The following is a 17,769-nucleotide window of genomic DNA, read 5'->3' as shown; positions in this document are numbered from 1 at the left end:
GAAATGCCAGTTCTTCATTGAGACTGAATTACTAGGACGATGTCTGACTTGGACTATCAGCGGTCAAGACCTGTTCCTCTCCCACCCTCGTTACATCCGCGTCAGAAGCAATTTCCGTTGTGACTTGAGTGAATGCGGCGTTGATCTCCGCTGTCAGTGCTTCTTCCGGAAGGTAGGCAAGATCAATGACTTGATTGCGTAGCCTGATCAACTTGGTGGCTTGCCGCATGACTTTCTCCATCTTGCCACGACCGATCCGATCAGCCGTTGTCTCCCAAGCCATCGCAATGGCGCGAGACAAACGAGCATCACTGGCAATGGATGCGCGCTCGAAGATTTGTACCATGGCGTCTTCGCTGAGGATGCCCGTCAGGTGCCAGCGTTTGTCGTATTCTGGCCCTAGGTCGAGTGTACGCCCGCGGACCCACAGCCGCTGGAATGTATTACGGATACCACCGGCGAAACGCGCCTTCTGTTCGACTGAATAGCGCCAGATGGTGAACTCCTGCAATAGCACACAGGCCATGAATGCCCATACATCGTCGCGTAGCAATTCTCCACCCTCGAGATCTGGGTGTTGGCCGAAATATGCCGCTAATCGCTTGTCAAAAGAAGATCTCTTGCGGTCAGTTGCTGGAGCGGGGTAGCCACAATGATGTGCGATATCACTGACCTTGCCCATGATCTCTTCCACCAAGGTACGGTCGACCGAGCCGCCGCTGGCCGCATACCAGACGTGTGCCTCATAGGTCTTGAGGCGAAGATCAAGACTGGCTCCCGGTTGAAAGTATCCATCGGTCTGGTCTCTCAGGCTGGAAAGGCACTTGTCCACACCTATCGGAGAAAGCCGAGGTAGCAGTTTCGTTCCAGTCATTCGGTATCTCCCATGTCGGCTGTCGAGAGGAGAGAGGCATGGAAGGCACTCGGTGTCGCGGTCATCAAGCCATGAATGTCTTCGATGGACATGTTCGGGAAGGCAAGCTCCAGCCAACCCGTGATCTGACTCCCTACGGAGCCTTCCTCGCAGTCGTTCAAAGTATCCCGTGCTTCTTCATCCTCGAGTGCTGACCGACACATCTGGATCATCACGTCGCCAAGCATGGTCTGCAATGTTACGGGGTCACCTTTCGAGACACGTTCCGCGAAAATTTCGTGATCGGCATTCACGTAAAGGCGAACACTACCTGTGAAATCGGCTTCGGGTGATCCGGGCCGCATATGCAAGTACCAGGGCGAATCTACCTGCCTCTGACCTTGGAAAGCCTGCTTAAAGGAAAGTACTTCCATGGGGAAGCGGGCGTCACCACCATCCTCCAGATGTACGTTGGAAGTATCAGACCAAAGCCGTGAGCCAGCGATCCGAGGGGTCAATGGGTTGTCAGTCGCAATATCCTCGGCAAGCAAGATCTCTAGGCGGACCAGAAGTCTGCCGCTCAGATTGCAGCTGTCTACAGGCAGACTGATGATCAAAGGCTCTTCTATCGGGGCTTCTATCACTTTCTTGAAGGCAGACTGCATTCGTCGAGCAAAACGACCGCTACCGGTGCCGATATTGACCACGATTGCCAGCTTCAGGTTTTCTCCATCAGGCATACCAAGGGCTTTTACCGCTGCTTCGAAATCTAGGTCGAGCCTGGCATCCAACTGCAGATCTCTTGCATAATCCCAAGCCTCCAGTTGCATCGATATCGGGAAGAGAGGATCTCCCGGATCCCCTATCAACCATTGGTCGAAGCCCACGACATCGTCGGACAGCGTCAAGAAGGGTAGAGCGTAGCTCCTGCTCATGCCTCACCTCCTCTTGCGAAGGTGAACTTGACGCTGACCGCAACGTCTTCTGGCATGGTTACGCGACAGGTTACATTGCCACCCTGACTGCCGATCCTGATGCCACTGGAATGCGCGTCCCCTTCTTCAAGTCTCATATCGAGTAGTGAAATCTCGTAGCCCATCGGGAGATCAGTGGCATCCTCAAGAGAGCCGTCAATGACGAGTTGAGGAGTTGCATGGAGGTGCATTTCCGGGTCGCTACCATCGTTGTTCAGATCCGCTTCGAACACTGCAACAAGCTGGCTCTCGACTTGGTCGAGCTTCACGAAACGTGGTGGTGATATGGAGATCTTCTTGCGTTTTCCGCCCCCCCCCTCCGCTCGCGCGACGACCCGGCCCCTTGCTTGATGTTTGGCCGAGAAGCTTGCCAAGCTTCGTTGCCGTGCCAGCAACCGATGGCCCCTTCTGTTCTGTTCTGACAGCCAGCGACTTTGGCTGAGCATATGTCTGCGCTTCCAATCTGATTTCCCTCAGTGCGACATTGACCAAGGTCTTTTCCCGGCCTTTCGGGAGCATGTCCGGGATCCAGTCGTCGTGCGCTGGCGGCTCTGCATCGGCAAAGGCACATTCGATATCAGGCTCGTCCGAGCAGATGAAGACACCGGCCCACTCTAGACGGTCATCCGGAAAGGCTTCACCAGGCAGGTATCGAACGACCAGTTCAACTGGGCGCATCAAGGCGATATGTGCTGAGCGTCCCGGTAGAAGGCTGCCGTCCCTCTGCGCAATATCGGCACGTGGCGAACGTAGCCCATGGACAATGGCAAGATTTCCCAGCACTGCTTTGTAGCGTGGGCTCTGGATTTCCTTGCCCTCACATGCACGGGCCTTGGCAAGTGCTTGTGCGTAAAGGTCAAGAGGCGGGAAGGTCTCGGGAACCGGGATCGGAACATCAATCCCTTCAATCTCGAGAGTGATACTGATCTTTCGGTCCGGAGAGGTCGTCTCACACATCCTGGGCCAGAAATTCCAGAGTACGGATTCGACGAGCTCAGAGGAAAGGTCGGCATCCTCATCGATATGTGGCGCAATGATTGCGATGGTTGTCCCCATTCGTGCCTCGTCCCTCTTGGGAAAACCGAGTGCATCCGCTAGCTGAGTCGCTTCATCTCCTTCCGCCGGATCGACACCACCTTCGCCGTCCTCACGGCCCCACCAGTGCCGTCCGGTGTAGCGCTTTGGCGTACCATCGTGGTCATCCTGGAATGCATTGCCAAGATGACAGCCCATGACTCGTCGCACCGGTTGCCTGGCACAGGTTGTCTGGCTGTCCACGATGATCGTCGAGCACCCACTCAATGCATATAGGGAGGTTTTTCCGTAGCCGTAAGTGCCGCCACCAAGATTCGTGTCACGGGCCGCGCCGACATTGCGGAAGAAGTTCACAAAGTCGAGGTCTTCGACTTCAGATATCTCATCTGCTCGCGTCGGGCCGGCCAGACCGCTTGTATTGAAGTCGGCAATTTCGAAAATGCCGAGGTGGCTACCCAGAAGACCTCTATGGAGACCCTGTGCTTCATCCTCTTCAGTTACCGAGGCTTGCGGCTCGGACAGGCTTGGCGGGATTTCCGAGAATGCCAGTGCTCTGAATTGCTCCAGTTCACTTCCAGATAGCACTCGATATCGAAGCTTTACCTCAACTGAATTTCCAGCGGGCGCTGCATCGACGGAGTTCTGCAGAGCCTCACGAATGACGGTCTGCAGAAGACCCAGAGCTGGGCGACCGAGTAGGCGCCGAAAGCCTTCACCCGCAATATTGCCGGTCCTTGCAAAGGGCTCACTGAATAGTGTCAACGGCGTCATAGCGCAAATCTCCGGATAATGTCTCGGCTGGCTGTATCATTCAACCGGTACTCGCTGGCATGAGAAAGGTCGATCCCGTATTCCAGACTGACGATTCCGCTCGGAAAAGCAGCACCAGGGAAAGACGAGGATACGATACGGGGAAAGCCTTCCCTGACCGTATAAATGTCCATGCCTTCTAACGAGAAGGCCGTGCCGTTCCAGTCTTCGTCCTGCGGTTCACGACAACCCATGGCAGAAAGACGAATGTCCAAGGTGGTCTCATTGACGCCAAGCTCGATGATACGTTGCCTCAAGCCGGCAACGGTCAGGTCGCCGCGGCCTGTCTGCTCGATTCGCACGTGAGCCAGAAACAGTTCTGCACCTGTTGGCGGAAGAAGCTGATCGGATCCATGTATCTGCACTCGTGATGCGTCGGCTCTTGTAGATGTCTTGACCTCCAAAGCGAAATCGCCGCGGCGGAAGTCGTGCCTTTGGCTCAGTGGGCCCGTCCATGAGGACACCGCGTTTGGATTTTCGGCACTCAACCTTTCGAGGATCATCAGTTCACCGATCAGTCCTGCCAATTCGCTGAGAGGTATTTCAGTGCGAGGTGTGATTGCGAGAAGCTTCCGAAAATCCTCGATTGTACCCTGAACAGCAGTCTCAGGAGCTTCTCCAGCCTCGATGCGCTTCAGGATCTCTTCTGCCAGATCCGCGAATACATTGGCGAGACGCGACTCTTTCAAGATCAGGTCGAGAAAGTGCAGCCCCTGTCCGCCGCTGCGATAAAAAGCGTGGCCTACCGTGAGATTGCAGTTACCTGCCGATATATTCCCTTTCCCCGGGCGCCCTATTGGAATGAGAAGGCGGGGCTCGCCTGCAGGCCCGGTCGCGGCGCGGACCATGCCGAAACCCGTCGAGACCTCCGTTGGTCGGCTGGGAACCTCGAGTATGCCGTCACCTTTGCCACTCTTGCGGATCAAGTCCCATTCACGCGCAAGTTCAAGAGACTCAGGCATTTGCGTCTTCCGGTTCTATCTCTTCCAGCTCGTCGCTACCTTCCTCGGTTTCTTCCACGGATTGGCCATCAATATCCACCGAGAAATAATTGCCGGAACGATCCTTCTGTCCGGGAAAGACCATGCCGAAGCCAACTAGATCAGATACTGCATCCAAGGCCGTTCTGTTTGTCTTTTTCTCATCAGCATTCGGATTTTTACTAGATGCCGGTGACGATAGTGCATCGATGAGATAGATAAGTAGCAAGGGTTTCTCGGGCCGGGAGGCTTTGTAGGTGGCCCAATCATGCTGATCGCCAGTTGGCTTTTTGGCGTCAATCAGAATGTCAGCCTTTGACATCAATGCCTTGATATCTGCGTAGTGCGATGAGGATCCTTTCAGCTTGGAGCGGCGAATGGTCGGTACCTTGCCCATATTGCCCAGCGCGCGACGTGATTCAGTCGGAGAGTTGGTACTGATGATCCCGACGTTCCATCTCTGCAAGTCAGACTTGGCCTCGTCAAGGTATCTGAGGAGGTGGGGCCTCTTCAGGTCCATGTGTTCTTCGGAGATATCGGTTTCACGGATGAAGTTGCGAATGGCTGACAGCGGTACATCTTCGAAAAGAGTGCCACGTGGCTTCTCGCTACCTGGGCCGTGCTTGAATGCATCATTCACCAGCCTGGATGCTGCATCCCAGTTATTGCCGACAATGTCGTTGTCACGGTGATTGAAGCGGATGGTCTGCACATGCTTGCCCGAAAAGCTCATGCTCGTCGCGAAGGCATGCTTCATCTTGGTGGCCGAGGTGATTGCCATTCCCGGGATGGAGCGCACCTTTACCGCGAGTTCTCGAGGCGTCAGGTCATTTTCCCGGTAGAGCGCGATATCTTCGCGAATCTCTTCCTCTATGACGGCAAGAGATCTGAACTTGGAGGCCAAATCATCGGTTGTCCATAGTCGGGGGAGATCGTCGTAACCGTGGCGGTAACCGAACCACCGGCCCATCTGAAGCAGGGTGTCATATTGTTTGGTAGTTCTCAGAAAGAACGAGACACTCAGCCCTTCGATCGTCAGTCCACGCGCTAGGACCGTCCCTCCCACAACGATGCAGGTTACCGGCCCTTTGGTGTAATCAAGGCGCAGGCCGTCTTCCGTTTCGCCGTTCTCTACCGGATATGTCAGTTGATCGAGTACTGCCGGGAGGTGCTCTCGTACTTCCTCAAAGCTCTCGGTGGTAACTTTTCCTGTGCCGATAGCAGAACTCATCTTCTCGTTTTCAAATACTTCGCGAAGCTGATCGAAGACAGCACCGACTCCACTCAGAAAATCGCCTCGATGTGCCTCAACCCATGTTCTGATGAGCTCTGACATGTATTCATGTTGAGCCACGAACTGGGATGAGTGGACGAGCATGGACATGTGCTTGTCATGCTGGCCACGTGCTCTGCGAATCGCACAACTCGCCAAGAACCAGAGAATCGCTCTCTCCAGCGATGGAGTCATCGATGGGCGGAAAGCGCCCTTGTTCTTTGGCGATGTCGGACGAAGCAGCTCAGGTTCATCGTCAGCGAGGATGCGGATCATGTCGCGTTCCTGTGAATCCTCGTCGTCGCTGTCACCGCCGAATACCTCGCGTGCACCGAAATATCCACTCGGGCGTTTCAGAGCTGTGATGAAATCACGGGGATACAGGTCATCGAGATCCTCACCATTGCCATAGGGGTAAGGGTTGATGAAGACATTGGCGAATGGCGTAGCGGTGTAACCGACGTAGCTCACGGCTGGCAGAGTCTGGAGGGCACGGCGGATATGCTCATTGATCGTTGAGATATCAAACTCGCCACGTGCTGAATTGACGGATGCCTGGTCACACTCGTCATCGATTATCAGTACCTTGAGCTTCTTCATGATGGCTGCTGGCGTTCGATCGATCGTGCGTCTCAGCTGCATCAGACGACTGCCTTCCTTCTTCATGACGATCAGTTGCGCATGCCCTGCGGCAGGCATGGTGAAACCACCATTCGCGGGCTGTACAAAGTCCATGTCGCTGGTCGTATAGAGTTGCCAGAGGTTCCGATGACGCAGCACGTCCTGCTCAAAACGATCCTGTGTCTGTTTACGAAGCTTGTTGGTAACGCCACCCAGTACGATGATCAGGTTGTATCCAGCGTCCACGGCCTTTGCCATCACGGCTGTCATGTTTGCGGTCTTGCCCGACTGAACGTAGCCGACCACGAGCCCTCGGCAGGCGAACTTCGTCTCATGCGGGTTACCAAGGAGAGAGACGACTTCTGAAGAAGCATCACTCAGGGAAGCGATCGTATCTTCCCCCCATCCCTTGGTCTTCAGGAACTCATGCAGAGCAGGCCAGTGGCGGTCATCTTTTGATGGGCCTTTGTACCACTCTGGCCGTTTGTCGATGATCGAGAAGGGGCGGAGAATTTCCACGTCCTGCAATTCGCCACGTACAAGCTCCACCGCAGCAGCGAGATCTGTCTTCATCGCATCACTGAAAGGTATCATCAATGACAGCTCTGCCTGGATGGCGTCTGCGGTGGTCTCCAGGGTGGCGTAATTCACGTGTCTTTGTCGCACTTGTGTGGCGAAATTCTGTATCTGCGGGGTAGTCATCTCAAAATTCCATTTAGTATCGTTATTTTTAGGATAGCCTTATATAAAGAGTGATATCAAACGAAAATCCAATGAATTCACCCATTGGGTATAATGGTTTCGTATCTTCAATCAGTAATGTTTTAGCACTATCCAATGAATATGCTTGTTTATGGAGCGTATCTTTTTCCAGATGACCATCAGTTGGAATTGTTAATATTTTCCTTTCTTGAAAGGAATGAATCAATTTTATGTAAGATTGTGATTTAAGATGTTTAATAATATCTGCGACAGTACGACACTATGGATATTAAGATTCTTTTTCATGAGGTAGTTTGATGAAGTCTTGATCAGGTCAAATTCTGAGAGGCCTGCAGTCTCAGGTCGAAAGAATGAAGAATATCGGAGGCTACTGAGGAAATAGGCCCCCGATATTGCATGACTGACTCGATCTCAAGAAGTGGAGGATAACTTCAAGACATCAAGCACTCTTTCGGCAATCTGTTTTGCCAGCAATGGCGGTACGGCATTGCCTACCTGAACATATTGCTGTGTTCGATTTCCTTCAAAGAGATAGTCATCCGGAAAAGTCTGGAGGCGAGCTGCCTCTCTTACCGTCAGACTGCGGCATTGGAATGGATCAGGATGTATATAGTAGTGCCCGTCCTTGGATATGTGACTGGTTATCGTCTTGGACGGTGCATTCTCCACCACTACTCGAAAGCGATCCGAGAAATTGCCAGACTTCCAGTTGGCATGGTTGGGCGCCAGGCAATCCAGATGTATCTCTTCAGAACCCTTGGGTGCTTTTCCAGTGATCTTCGCGTAAGCCGAGCAATAAAGATAACGCGCCAGGTCTTCCTTGATATGCCCGCGTGTCTCATGGTTTACCCAAATGGGCATATCTTTTCTGCTATAGGCACCTTGTAGCCATTTCTCGAGTACGCTATTTGATCCTGTCGATTTATAAGCCCCTTCTTGCAGCATCTGTTTTCTATCAAGACGCAGGCCTTTGGCTGCATGCCTGGATACCAACTTCAGCTCTTCAAGGAGTTCTTTGGCTTGCCTGGAATCAAGCTTGATGGGCGGTTTGTCCCTCAGCTCGGCAATGATTTTCTCAGCAGCCTCATGAAGCGTACTGGACCAATCATCGCGCGAGTCATCTCGACTCAAGCCGCTACGCAATACAGGCATGCCAGAGTGACAAAGTACCTCTGCTGCAGACACTGGCTCGCCTCCACTGTGGAGAGGAACCTGAAGCATGCTGGCTATCTTCTCTATGCCCATGTTTTCGACGAGATCATCCCTGACGCCAGCCAAGATGACGCGATGGCGTGCCTGGGGTATGCCGTACTGCTCAGCTTTTATCAAGAAAGAAGAAAACTCGCCTCTGGCAAGCGGCGTGGCACCGAACAGGCCACTGTTCTCCCGCGGATAGTGCACCTTGCGGTCCACCAGCGAAAAGATGGTATAGCCCTTCTTTTGCTCTTGAGCGACAGAATCGACGATGCTGGTATCGACGGCGGTATCTGGCTGATTGAGGTCCGCCAGAATCTGGTCGAAGATGTACTCTCCATTGACCTTGGATGACAGTATTCCGCGAACGTTTTCCATGATGAAGACTGCTGGCCGGTGGCGAGCGATGACGGATAGATACTCCTTGTAAAGGAAGTGTCTCTTGTCATCTTCTGCCTTGTATTCCTTGTTGCCCTTGTTTCTGGAGCGCCCGGCAAGAGAGTAGGCCTGACAAGGAGGGCCACCTATCAGCACCCAGTTTCTTGAATGGTCCAATCCCTGTTCGAGCCTCTCTTCAAGTGCATGATTGCCGGCTTCGCCCCCCAGCTCCAGAGACAATGCTTCATGCTCTGCATGTGCCCAGAGGTCACGATACTCCTCGAAACTGGAGGGGTGTGGGCCGCCCATCAGATAATCAAAATAGACGCTTCTGTCCTTTCCACTATCGAGCAGTTCCCGGAAGAAGGCACGAAGGGTCAGAGTTTTGTGAGCTGAAGCTTCCTTCTCGACCGAGACGAGTGTCTTGAAGACTCGTTTGTCGGTGTCATCCCGTAGGGAATTGAATCCTTCACCCAGGCCACCTGGGCCTGCAAAAAGGTCGACCACCTGAATTGAATGGTTCATGGTTCTAAGCCTGAATTGATGCCTGAATGAAGCAGGGGGCTGACATGACTGATGTGGTTGATCCTCAAGTGCGTTCCCGGATGATGGGGTCCATCAAGAGCAAGAATACGAAGCCTGAAATCCAGTTGCGTCAGTATCTGCACGCACAGGGGTTCCGCTATCGCCTGCACCGACGCGGTCTTCCCGGCTCTCCCGACCTGGTTCTCAAGCGTCACTCACTCGTCATCTTCGTGCATGGCTGTTTCTGGCATCGACATGAAAAGTGTTTCTACGCCGCCAGCCCGAAGACGAGGCCTGAGTTCTGGCAACAGAAGTTCGAGGCCAACATGGCCCGCGATGCCAGAGTTCAGGATGAGCTGAGACAGCTTGGTTGGAGAGTGCTTGTCGTATGGGAATGCGGTTTGAAGCACCTTGATCTTGAGGATCATCAGATTCCAGAGCTGATCCGATCATTGCGTGTTGACATGCAATGGCCAGAAATTCCGCCTCGCACGAGGTGATCGTATGCTCGCATGGCGCCCAGCGTGACCAGGAGAATACCAGGTTCGCGGGCGCCCACCAAATGCCACCTTCACTCGATATTCTGAATCTGCTCGCGCATCTGTTCGATCAGTACCTTGAGCTCCACGGCGCAGCGAGTGGTTTCGGCGACGACGGACTTGGAGGAGAGGGTGTTGGCTTCGCGGTTGAGTTCTTGCATCAGGAAGTCGAGGCGGCGGCCGATGGGTCCCTTCTGGGTGAGCTGGCGACGCACTTCGTGGGTGTGAGTGGCGAGGCGGTCGAGTTCTTCGTCGACGTCGGCCTTCTGGGCCATCAGCGTCAGTTCGGCTTCCAGACGCTGCGGGTCGAGAGTGGCACGCACTTCTTCGAGGCGGGCGAGCAGTGCTTCACGCTGGCGGGTGAGGATGTCGGGCATCAGACGACGGACTTCGGCGACGTGGATATCCACGCCATCGAGGCGCGCACTGATCAGTTCGGCGAGGCGTTCACCTTCGCGGGCACGGCCTTCGATGTGTTCATCCAATGCACGTTTGAAGAGGCTGAGGGCGTCGGCCTTGATACGTTCGTGATCGGCACCTTCACGCACCAGCACGCCGGGGTAGTCGAGCAGTGCGAGACGTGACGGTTGGGGAGCATCCGGGCAGTGCTGGCCGACTTCGGCGAGTACGCGACTGAGTTCACCCAGGCGGCTGGCATCGACGGCGAGGCTGTCGGCACCGGCTTCGGCATCAAAACGTAGTGAGAGCTCGACCTTGCCACGATTCAAACGCTTGCGCAGGCCGTCACGGAAGGCGCTTTCGAGTTCGCGCAGGCTATCTGGCAGGCGGAAGTGCGGTTCGAGGTAGCGCTGATTCACCGAGCGCAGTTCCAGTGTCAGGGTGCCGTAGTCAGCTTCGTGGGTCTGGCGGCTGAAGGCAGTCATACTGTGGACCATGACATGCTCCTTGTCGGTTGAGAGAAAGAATAGGCAAAGAGGGTGGTGCGGGCAGGCATGCCACAAGAATATGTCAGTATGCCCGCGATGATTGCCTGAATTGTACGCTCGCCATCATGCAGCGCCCAGTCTGTACAGTGCGGGAGGAGGTCGTCGCCTATGGCTGTGGCGTGTAGACTCTGGCCTCCCGAACACTGCAACAAGGAATCCCCATGAGCGAAGCCAACGTGACCCGTCCCAGTGGCCGCACCCCGGAGCAGCCGCGCGAGATCCGTCTGACCCGTGAGTTCACTCGGCACGCCGAGGGCTCGGTATTGGTGGAATTCGGGGAAACTCGTGTGCTGTGTACCGCGTCTGTCGTGCCGGGTGTGCCGCGCTGGCTGCGCGGGTCTGGCAAGGGCTGGCTGACCGCCGAGTACGGCATGTTGCCGCGTGCAACGCATACCCGGAATGATCGCGAAGCGGCGCGTGGCAAGCAGGGTGGCCGTACGGTCGAGATTCAGCGTTTGATTGGTCGTGCACTGCGTGCCGCGATCGATCTCAAGAAGCTGGGCGAGTTCACCATCACCATCGATTGCGATGTGCTGCAGGCCGATGGCGGTACCCGTACTGCAGCGATTACCGGTGGCTGCGTGGCGCTGGTGGATGCGCTGCAGGGGCTGCAACGCGATCGCAAGATCACCACTGATCCGCTGGTGAGCCTGGTCAGCGCGGTATCGGTGGGTATCTACAAGGGCGTGCCTGTCACCGATCTCGACTATCCGGAAGACAGCAAGGCCGATACCGACATGAATGTCGTGATGGCCGAGGGCAAGGGGTTGATCGAGGTGCAGGGCACCGCAGAAGGTGCCGCTTTCGATCGCGCCGAGCTCAACGCGTTGTTGGATCTCGCTGAGCGTACCGGCATTGAGCTGTTTGCTGCACAGCGTGCTGCGCTGGGTATGCCTACCAGCGCCTGATCGCTTGACGGTAGTATGCCGCAACAAGAAAACGCCCCCATCGCTTGCGCGGTGGGGGCGTTTTCGTGAGTACCTGATGGCACTCCATGCGACTGGCAGGGTGGCACAAGGCCGGTAACCTCAAGGCGTGACGGTAGTGATCACAGCTCGAGGTCGTACTCGACAATGACCGGTGCGAACTCGCTAAAGGTCGCCTCGGTGTCGATCCACGCATCCTTGATATGGCGGCGCAGATTCGGGTCGATGACCTGATAATCCAGGCGCCAGCCTTCTTGGCGGGCGCGCGGCTGGTCGCTATCCAGTGCCGGCCACCAGGAGTACTGGTGCGCCTCACGGTTGACTTCGCGGAAGGCGTCAATGAAACCGATCGGGCCGAAGACCTGATCCATCCATGCGCGCTCTTCCGGCTTGAAGCCCGGCGTCATCTGGTTGTCGGACCAGTTGGCTAGGTCGACGGTCTTGTGGGCCACATGCCAGGTGCCGCAGATCATGTAATCACGACGCTTGCGGCGTAGCTTGTTGAGATATTCCTGATACTGCTCCATGAAGGCGCCTTTGGCGACCGGATCACTACCATCAGGCATCAGGAAGGAGCAGATGCTGAAGCGGTCGTAATCGGCCTGCAGGTAGCGGCCTTCGTTGTCGCATTGCTCGAAGCCCAGACCATACATGATGGCCTTGGGAATCTTGCGACAATAGAGCCCGACACCGGAGAAACCCTCTTTCTCGGCGTCAAGGAAGTAGCCTTCATACCCTTCCGGATAGAGGACATTGTCGTCGAGCTCGAAGCTCTTGGCCTTGAGGTTCTGGATGCAGACGACGTCGGCGTCCTGACTGGCAAGCCAGTCGAGGAAGCCGCGGCTGACCGCTTCTCGAATACCATTGACGTTAACTGTAGCGATTTTCATACGTGGTCCCTAGTTCGTCGCGCCTGTATGATACCCGAGCTTTAGACGATTTGGTAAATGGCTAACGAATTCAAAGGTGATATCGGATGCAGGACTACCAGCGGGAGTTCATTGAATTTGCCATCGAGCAGGACGTGCTGCGGTTTGGCGAGTTTACGCTCAAGTCCGGGCGTGTGAGCCCTTACTTCTTCAATGCTGGCCTATTCCGCTCCGGCAAGGCGTTGGCGCGCCTCGGTCGTTTCTACGCGCGCGCCATCGTCGAATCGGATCTAGACGCCGATGTACTGTTCGGCCCGGCCTATAAGGGCATCCCATTGGGGGCCGTGACGGCCGTCGCGCTGGCCGACCATCATGATCGTGATATGCCGTTTACCTTCAATCGCAAGGAAGCCAAGACCCATGGTGAAGGTGGCTCGCTGGTCGGCGCGCCCCTCGAAGGTCGTGTGATGATCATCGATGACGTCATCACTGCCGGTACCGCGATCGGTGAAGTGATGGAGATCATCCATGCTGCCGATGCCAAGGCAGCGGGTGTCGTGATCGCTCTCGACCGTCAGGAGCGAGCTCCCGATGGTCAGGGTGGCCTGAAAGCGAACAGTGCCATCCAGGAAGTGGAGGCACGTTTCTCCATGCCCGTGGTCAGTATCGTGACGCTCGACCAGGTACTGGAGTATCTTGAGACATACGCACAGCAGGAACTGTCTGGGCACGCGGCAGCTATCCGCGACTACCGTGCGCAATATGGTCTCCAGAGCGCCTGAGAGCGCTCACGACCCGCACACATCTACATTCCAGCCCACAGTAGAGAGATACACATGACAGCTCACCGTAACATTCTCGGCCTTTCCGCAGCCATCCTTGCCGCCAGCCTGTCTGCCCCGGCTCTGGCTGGCAATGCTGATCTCAACCTCAACACTGAAGCCGTACAGGGCGAGTTGAATGGCGAGATCAGCAACGCGTCCAGCTCGGCGGCGGTATCCTGTCCAGCGACGACCACGACGATGTCACTGCTGGCCACATCCAGCTGCTGGGCACCGAGCGCACCAGCGAATACGACGTGGGCCTCGGCGCACGTTGGAGCCAGTATGACACCGACCACGGCGACGGTGGCGGTCTGGGTCTCGGCGGCTATGGCTACTACTATCTGCCGGGCGCCCCGCGCGTCTCGCTGGGTGGCTACGGCTACGTGACCCCGGATGTCGCGACCAGCAATGATCTCGAGCACAGCTACGAGTACGGCCTGCGCGCCCGTTATCAGGTCATCGACAATGTCGAAGGCTATGTCGGCTATCGCAAGGTCAAGGCTGACTTCGAGAACCGTGACGAACGCACGCTGGATTCCGGCCCGCTGGTCGGCATGCGTCTGCAGTTCTGATCCTCGTACTGCATCATCGTTCCCTGCGAGATTACGGCGCAGTGCGGTAAGATGGCGGGCCCTTCGGGGCCCGCTTTTTCGTTGTCGCGGCGCATGATTTCTGCCCGCTTACGCCCTGTCTTCGCTTTCCGCTGCGAGTCTGCTCATGCTCGATATCGTGCTCTATCAGCCCGAGATTCCGCCCAATACCGGCAATATCATCCGGCTGTGTGCCAATACCGGCTATCGCCTGCATCTGATTGAGCCGCTGGGCTTCGAGCTGGATGACAAACGTCTGCGACGTGCCGGGCTGGATTATCATGAGTGGGCACGTGTGCAGCGTCATGCCAGTCTTGATGACTTCGTCATGACGGTGAAGCCTGCGCGCATGTTTGCGCTTTCCACGCGTGGGCGCACCGCACCGCATGAAGCCAGTTTCCAGGCCGGTGATGCACTGGTGTTTGGCCCCGAGACACGTGGCCTGCCACAGGCACTGCTCGATAGCCTGCCGCGCGAGCAGGTATTGCGTCTGCCGATGCTGGCTGACAGCCGCAGCATGAATCTGTCGAATGCAGTGGCTGTCGTCGTCTACGAGAGCTGGCGTCAGCTCGACTTCGCCGGTGCCGTCCAGCTCGATTGATGGGCTGCATCATCGTGCGTTTTGCCGTATCGCTGACCGAGCAATGGTCAGTGTGATGTGTTTTCCGCTTATTCCTTCGCCCCGCAGGACACCGTGATGACCGAGATCCGTGATCGCCTCGCCAAGCTTAATCCCCGCCAGCAGGAAGCCGTGCGTGCCATTGATGGCCCCTGTCTGGTGCTGGCCGGTGCTGGGTCAGGCAAGACCAGCGTGATCACGACCAAGATCGCCTATCTGGTCCAGGAATGCGGCATGAAGGCGCGCAACATCGCCGCGGTCACCTTCACCAACAAGGCGGCGCGCGAGATGAAGGAGCGTGTCGGCAAGATGCTCAAGGGCCGTGAGGGGCATGGTCTGATCGTCTCGACCTTCCACACCCTCGGCCTGACCATCATTCGCAGTGAGCTGAAGACGCTGGGCTACAAACCGGGCTTCTCACTGTTTGATACCGATGATGCCAAGGTGTTGATCAAGGAGCTGATGCACAAGGAGGCTGACACTGACGCCGAGCAGATCAACGCGGTGCAGAGCCAGATTTCCACCTGGAAGAATGACCTGATCTTGCCCGGCGCGGCGCTGTCGTATGCCGAGGATGAAGACGCCCAGTACGCCGCCGTGATCTACGAGGCCTACAACCGTCACCTCAAGGCCTACAACGCGGTCGATTTCGATGACCTCATCCTGTTGCCGGTAGTGGTGTTCCGTGATCATCCTGAAGCCTTGGCACGCTGGCAGCGGCGCATCCACTACATGCTGGTCGATGAGTATCAGGACACCAACATCAGTCAGTATCTGCTGGTGAAGATGCTGATGCAGGACCGTCAGACCTTCACCGTCGTGGGCGACGATGATCAGTCGATCTACGCCTGGCGCGGGGCGCGACCAGAGAATCTGGTCACGCTGGGTGAGGATTTTCCGCGTTTGAATCTGATCAAGCTGGAGCAGAACTATCGCTCCACCGGCATCATCCTGCGCGCGGCCAACACCCTGATCGCCAACAATCCGCACGTCTACGAGAAGACGCTGTGGTCGCAGATGGGCGATGGTGACCCGATCCGCATCATCATGAATCGCAACGAAGAGGCGGAGGCCGAGCGCGTCGCGGGCGAGATTCTGACCCGTCGCATCAAGGAAAGCGCCGAATGGCGTGACTTCGCGGTGCTCTATCGCGGCAATTTCCAGGCGCGCCTGTTGGAACTGAAGCTGCAGCACTACCAGATTCCTTACAAGCTCTCCGGCGGCACCTCCTTCTTCGGCCGCAATGAGATCAAGGACGCGATGGCGTATCTGCGCCTGCTGATCAATCCGGCCGATGACAACGCCTTCCTGCGTATCGTCAACGTACCGCGGCGTGAGGTTGGGCCTGGCACACTTGAGAAGCTGGCCAACTACGCTACTGGGCGGGAAGTCTCGCTGTATGCGGCATGTAGCGAGATAGGCCTGCGCGAACAGCTGAGCGAGCGGGCGCTGGATCGCCTTGGCCGCTTCACCCACACGCTGGACCGCGTGCGTCGCGAGATGGACGCTGGTCAGTCGATCAGCGCCATTCGTGAGCTGTTCCGCGAGGTGGACTATGAAGCTGGCTGTATCAGAACGCGAGTGCGCCCAAGATCGCTGAGCGCCGCATGGCCAACGTGTGGATTCTGATCGATCAGCTGGAGAAGTCGATCAGCGGCAATCCACAGGAAGTGGAGGAGGTCGAAGGCGGCGAGGACATGGTCGGTGACACTGAAACCGGTGATGTGGCGGCGGCCATTTCACGGCTGGTACTGCGCGATATCCTCGAGCAACAAGCTGAGGAAGACGACTCGGACCGCGTGCAGCTGCTGACGCTGCATGCCTCCAAGGGCCTCGAGTTTCCGCATGTCTACGTGATGGGGCTGGAAGAAGACCTGCTGCCACACCGTAACTCCATCGAGATGGAGACGGTGGAGGAGGAGCGTCGCCTCGCCTACGTCGGCATCACGCGGGCACGGCGCACGCTGGTGCTGACACTGGCCCGGCAGCGCAAGACCTACGGCGAGATGATGGACTGCGTGCCGAGTCGCTTCCTGGACGAGCTGCCACCCGAGGATCTCGAGTGGGAAGGGCGTGCCGACAAGCCGCAGGATCAGGAAAAGAAGGTGGCCCGCGGACGGGATGCCATCGCGGGCCTGCGCTCCCTGCTCGGTTAGTACCGCTCGAGGGTCAGCGCACGGAGTCGAGCAGATAATCCACGGCGGCCTTCACTTCGTCATCGGACAGCGCCGGGTTGCCGCCCTTGGCCGGCATGGCATTGAAACCGTTGATGGCGTGGCCGTAGAGGGTGTCGGTGCCCTTGCTCAGACGTGCTTCCCAGTCGCTGGCCTCGCCAAGACGGGGTGCACCGGCCGCCCCGGTAGTGTGGCAGGCCATGCAGATACCACCATAGACTTTCTCACCATCGATCGTGGCGTCTGCGCTAGCGGTGCTGTCCTGATCGGAGTCGCTCGGCTCAGCTTGCTGGGCGCCCGCGGCGGACGTATCTCCCGCGCAGGCTTCGCCCTTGAGGCATAGCTCGCCCACGGGCTTGAGGCGTTCGGCAATCGCTTCTCGCGAGTTGTCTGCAGCGAGGCTGGCGGTGCTGTAAGCAGTCCCGAGGAGACTGCCGGCCAAGCATACGCTGAGCATGAGTGAGCGGCGCACCATGAAAAGAGAGCGTGTGCTGACAGAGAGCAATGCAATAGAAGCAGGAAGTGAGCGAACACGCATGGCAGGCACCTTTAGGGCAGTATATCGAGCCAGTATAGCGCTACCCTGCACCTCGGCAACCGTGCGGCTGCCGTGACATCTCGACAACGTAGAATCAAGGCGTTACCATAAGCGCGCCTGACTGGCAGCAGTCATGGCATGCGCGCCCATAGCTCAGCTGGATAGAGTACTGCCCTCCGAAGGCAGTGGTCGCAGGTTCGAATCCTGCTGGGCGCGCCAGACGAATTCCGGGACATGATCTTTCACGATGATGTCCCTTGTAAAAAGCCCTCGCACCCCACGGTGTGAGGGCTTTTTACGTTGCTGATAGTGAAATCATGCCGAGCGGGCAAGTTGCACTTTTTTTGACGAAATCAAACGAGTGTTCTAAAACTGAA

At 56.6% G+C, this 17,769-nt stretch carries 15 protein-coding genes, 1 tRNA gene and 1 pseudogene; 7 read left to right on the top strand and 10 right to left on the bottom strand.

Annotated elements, in window-relative coordinates; genetic code table 11:
• Positions 1-31: 31 nt before the first annotated feature.
• From BF12_RS20310 to BF12_RS0114070, 7 genes are all read right to left on the bottom strand, one after another.
• Positions 32-874 (bottom strand): DUF6339 family protein, encoded by an 843-nt coding sequence (locus tag BF12_RS20310; protein ID WP_144726813.1) that lies wholly within the window; start codon positions 872-874, stop codon positions 32-34.
• Positions 871-1,761: a hypothetical protein gene (locus BF12_RS0114090; RefSeq protein ID WP_156941184.1), complete on the bottom strand. Its 891-nt coding sequence runs from the start codon at positions 1,759-1,761 to the stop codon at positions 871-873. Before BF12_RS0114090 ends, BF12_RS20310 begins: the two co-directional genes overlap by 4 nt.
• A gap of 23 nt (positions 1,762-1,784) precedes the next feature.
• Positions 1,785-2,018 carry a hypothetical protein gene (locus tag BF12_RS20305; RefSeq protein WP_156941183.1) on the bottom strand — a complete coding sequence of 78 codons (234 nt, stop codon included), beginning with the start codon at positions 2,016-2,018 and terminating at the stop codon, positions 1,785-1,787.
• Between the two features lie 10 nt (positions 2,019-2,028).
• Positions 2,029-3,447 (bottom strand): hypothetical protein, encoded by a 1,419-nt coding sequence (locus BF12_RS21270; RefSeq protein WP_169734538.1) that lies wholly within the window; start codon positions 3,445-3,447, stop codon positions 2,029-2,031.
• Between the two features lie 182 nt (positions 3,448-3,629).
• Entirely contained in the window at positions 3,630-4,634 is a 1,005-nt protein-coding gene (locus BF12_RS21265; RefSeq protein WP_024952826.1) for a PD-(D/E)XK motif protein, read from the bottom strand.
• Complete coding sequence (locus tag BF12_RS0114075; RefSeq protein WP_024952825.1) at positions 4,627-7,248, bottom strand: Z1 domain-containing protein; 2,622 nt, start codon at positions 7,246-7,248, stop codon at positions 4,627-4,629. The genes BF12_RS21265 and BF12_RS0114075 overlap by 8 nt, the downstream gene beginning before the upstream one ends.
• Before the next feature lie 432 nt (positions 7,249-7,680).
• Entirely contained in the window at positions 7,681-9,366 is a 1,686-nt protein-coding gene (locus BF12_RS0114070; protein WP_024952824.1) for a DNA cytosine methyltransferase, read from the bottom strand.
• A gap of 44 nt (positions 9,367-9,410) precedes the next feature.
• On the opposite strand from BF12_RS0114070, the gene BF12_RS0114065 reads away from it, so the two are divergent.
• On the top strand, positions 9,411-9,866 hold the full coding sequence (locus BF12_RS0114065; protein WP_024952823.1) for a very short patch repair endonuclease: 456 nt from the start codon (positions 9,411-9,413) through the stop codon (positions 9,864-9,866).
• A gap of 71 nt (positions 9,867-9,937) precedes the next feature.
• Here the strand turns inward: BF12_RS0114065 and BF12_RS0114060 are convergent, their stop codons facing one another.
• The gene (locus tag BF12_RS0114060) at positions 9,938-10,801 is read right to left on the bottom strand and encodes a YicC/YloC family endoribonuclease (RefSeq protein WP_024952822.1); all 864 of its coding nucleotides are present in this window, start codon (positions 10,799-10,801) and stop codon (positions 9,938-9,940) included.
• A gap of 212 nt (positions 10,802-11,013) precedes the next feature.
• On the opposite strand from BF12_RS0114060, the gene rph reads away from it, so the two are divergent.
• A complete protein-coding gene (gene rph, locus BF12_RS0114055; protein ID WP_024952821.1) occupies positions 11,014-11,760 on the top strand; it encodes a ribonuclease PH in 747 nt (248 codons plus the stop codon).
• A gap of 140 nt (positions 11,761-11,900) precedes the next feature.
• Here the strand turns inward: rph and BF12_RS0114050 are convergent, their stop codons facing one another.
• Positions 11,901-12,668 (bottom strand): exodeoxyribonuclease III, encoded by a 768-nt coding sequence (locus tag BF12_RS0114050; protein WP_024952820.1) that lies wholly within the window; start codon positions 12,666-12,668, stop codon positions 11,901-11,903.
• A gap of 86 nt (positions 12,669-12,754) precedes the next feature.
• On the opposite strand from BF12_RS0114050, the gene pyrE reads away from it, so the two are divergent.
• The 4 genes and pseudogenes from pyrE (at position 12,755) to rep (ending at position 16,836) form a co-directional block, all read left to right on the top strand.
• Entirely contained in the window at positions 12,755-13,429 is a 675-nt protein-coding gene (pyrE, locus tag BF12_RS0114045) for an orotate phosphoribosyltransferase (RefSeq protein WP_024952819.1), read from the top strand.
• A gap of 215 nt (positions 13,430-13,644) precedes the next feature.
• Positions 13,645-14,043 carry a YfaZ family outer membrane protein gene (locus BF12_RS22970; protein ID WP_345917421.1) on the top strand — a complete coding sequence of 133 codons (399 nt, stop codon included), beginning with the start codon at positions 13,645-13,647 and terminating at the stop codon, positions 14,041-14,043.
• A gap of 145 nt (positions 14,044-14,188) precedes the next feature.
• The gene (gene trmL / locus BF12_RS0114035) at positions 14,189-14,662 is read left to right on the top strand and encodes a tRNA (uridine(34)/cytosine(34)/5-carboxymethylaminomethyluridine(34)-2'-O)-methyltransferase TrmL (RefSeq protein WP_024952818.1); all 474 of its coding nucleotides are present in this window, start codon (positions 14,189-14,191) and stop codon (positions 14,660-14,662) included.
• A gap of 96 nt (positions 14,663-14,758) precedes the next feature.
• Positions 14,759-16,836 (top strand): annotated as a pseudogene (gene rep / locus BF12_RS20285) (DNA helicase Rep).
• Positions 16,837-16,849: 13 nt separating this feature from the next.
• Here the strand turns inward: rep and BF12_RS0114025 are convergent.
• Positions 16,850-17,392 carry a c-type cytochrome gene (locus tag BF12_RS0114025; protein ID WP_051511018.1) on the bottom strand — a complete coding sequence of 181 codons (543 nt, stop codon included), beginning with the start codon at positions 17,390-17,392 and terminating at the stop codon, positions 16,850-16,852.
• A 142-nt stretch (positions 17,393-17,534) separates the two neighbouring features.
• Here BF12_RS0114025 and BF12_RS0114020 point away from each other — a divergent pair.
• Positions 17,535-17,611: transfer RNA gene (locus tag BF12_RS0114020), tRNA-Arg, on the top strand.
• Positions 17,612-17,769: the final 158 nt, after the last annotated feature.

The organism is Cobetia crustatorum (genome assembly GCF_000591415.1).
GTDB lineage: Bacteria > Pseudomonadota > Gammaproteobacteria > Pseudomonadales > Halomonadaceae > Cobetia > Cobetia crustatorum.
Note: the sequence above shows the minus strand (reverse complement) of the source record. Positions and strands in the feature narration are given on the sequence as shown.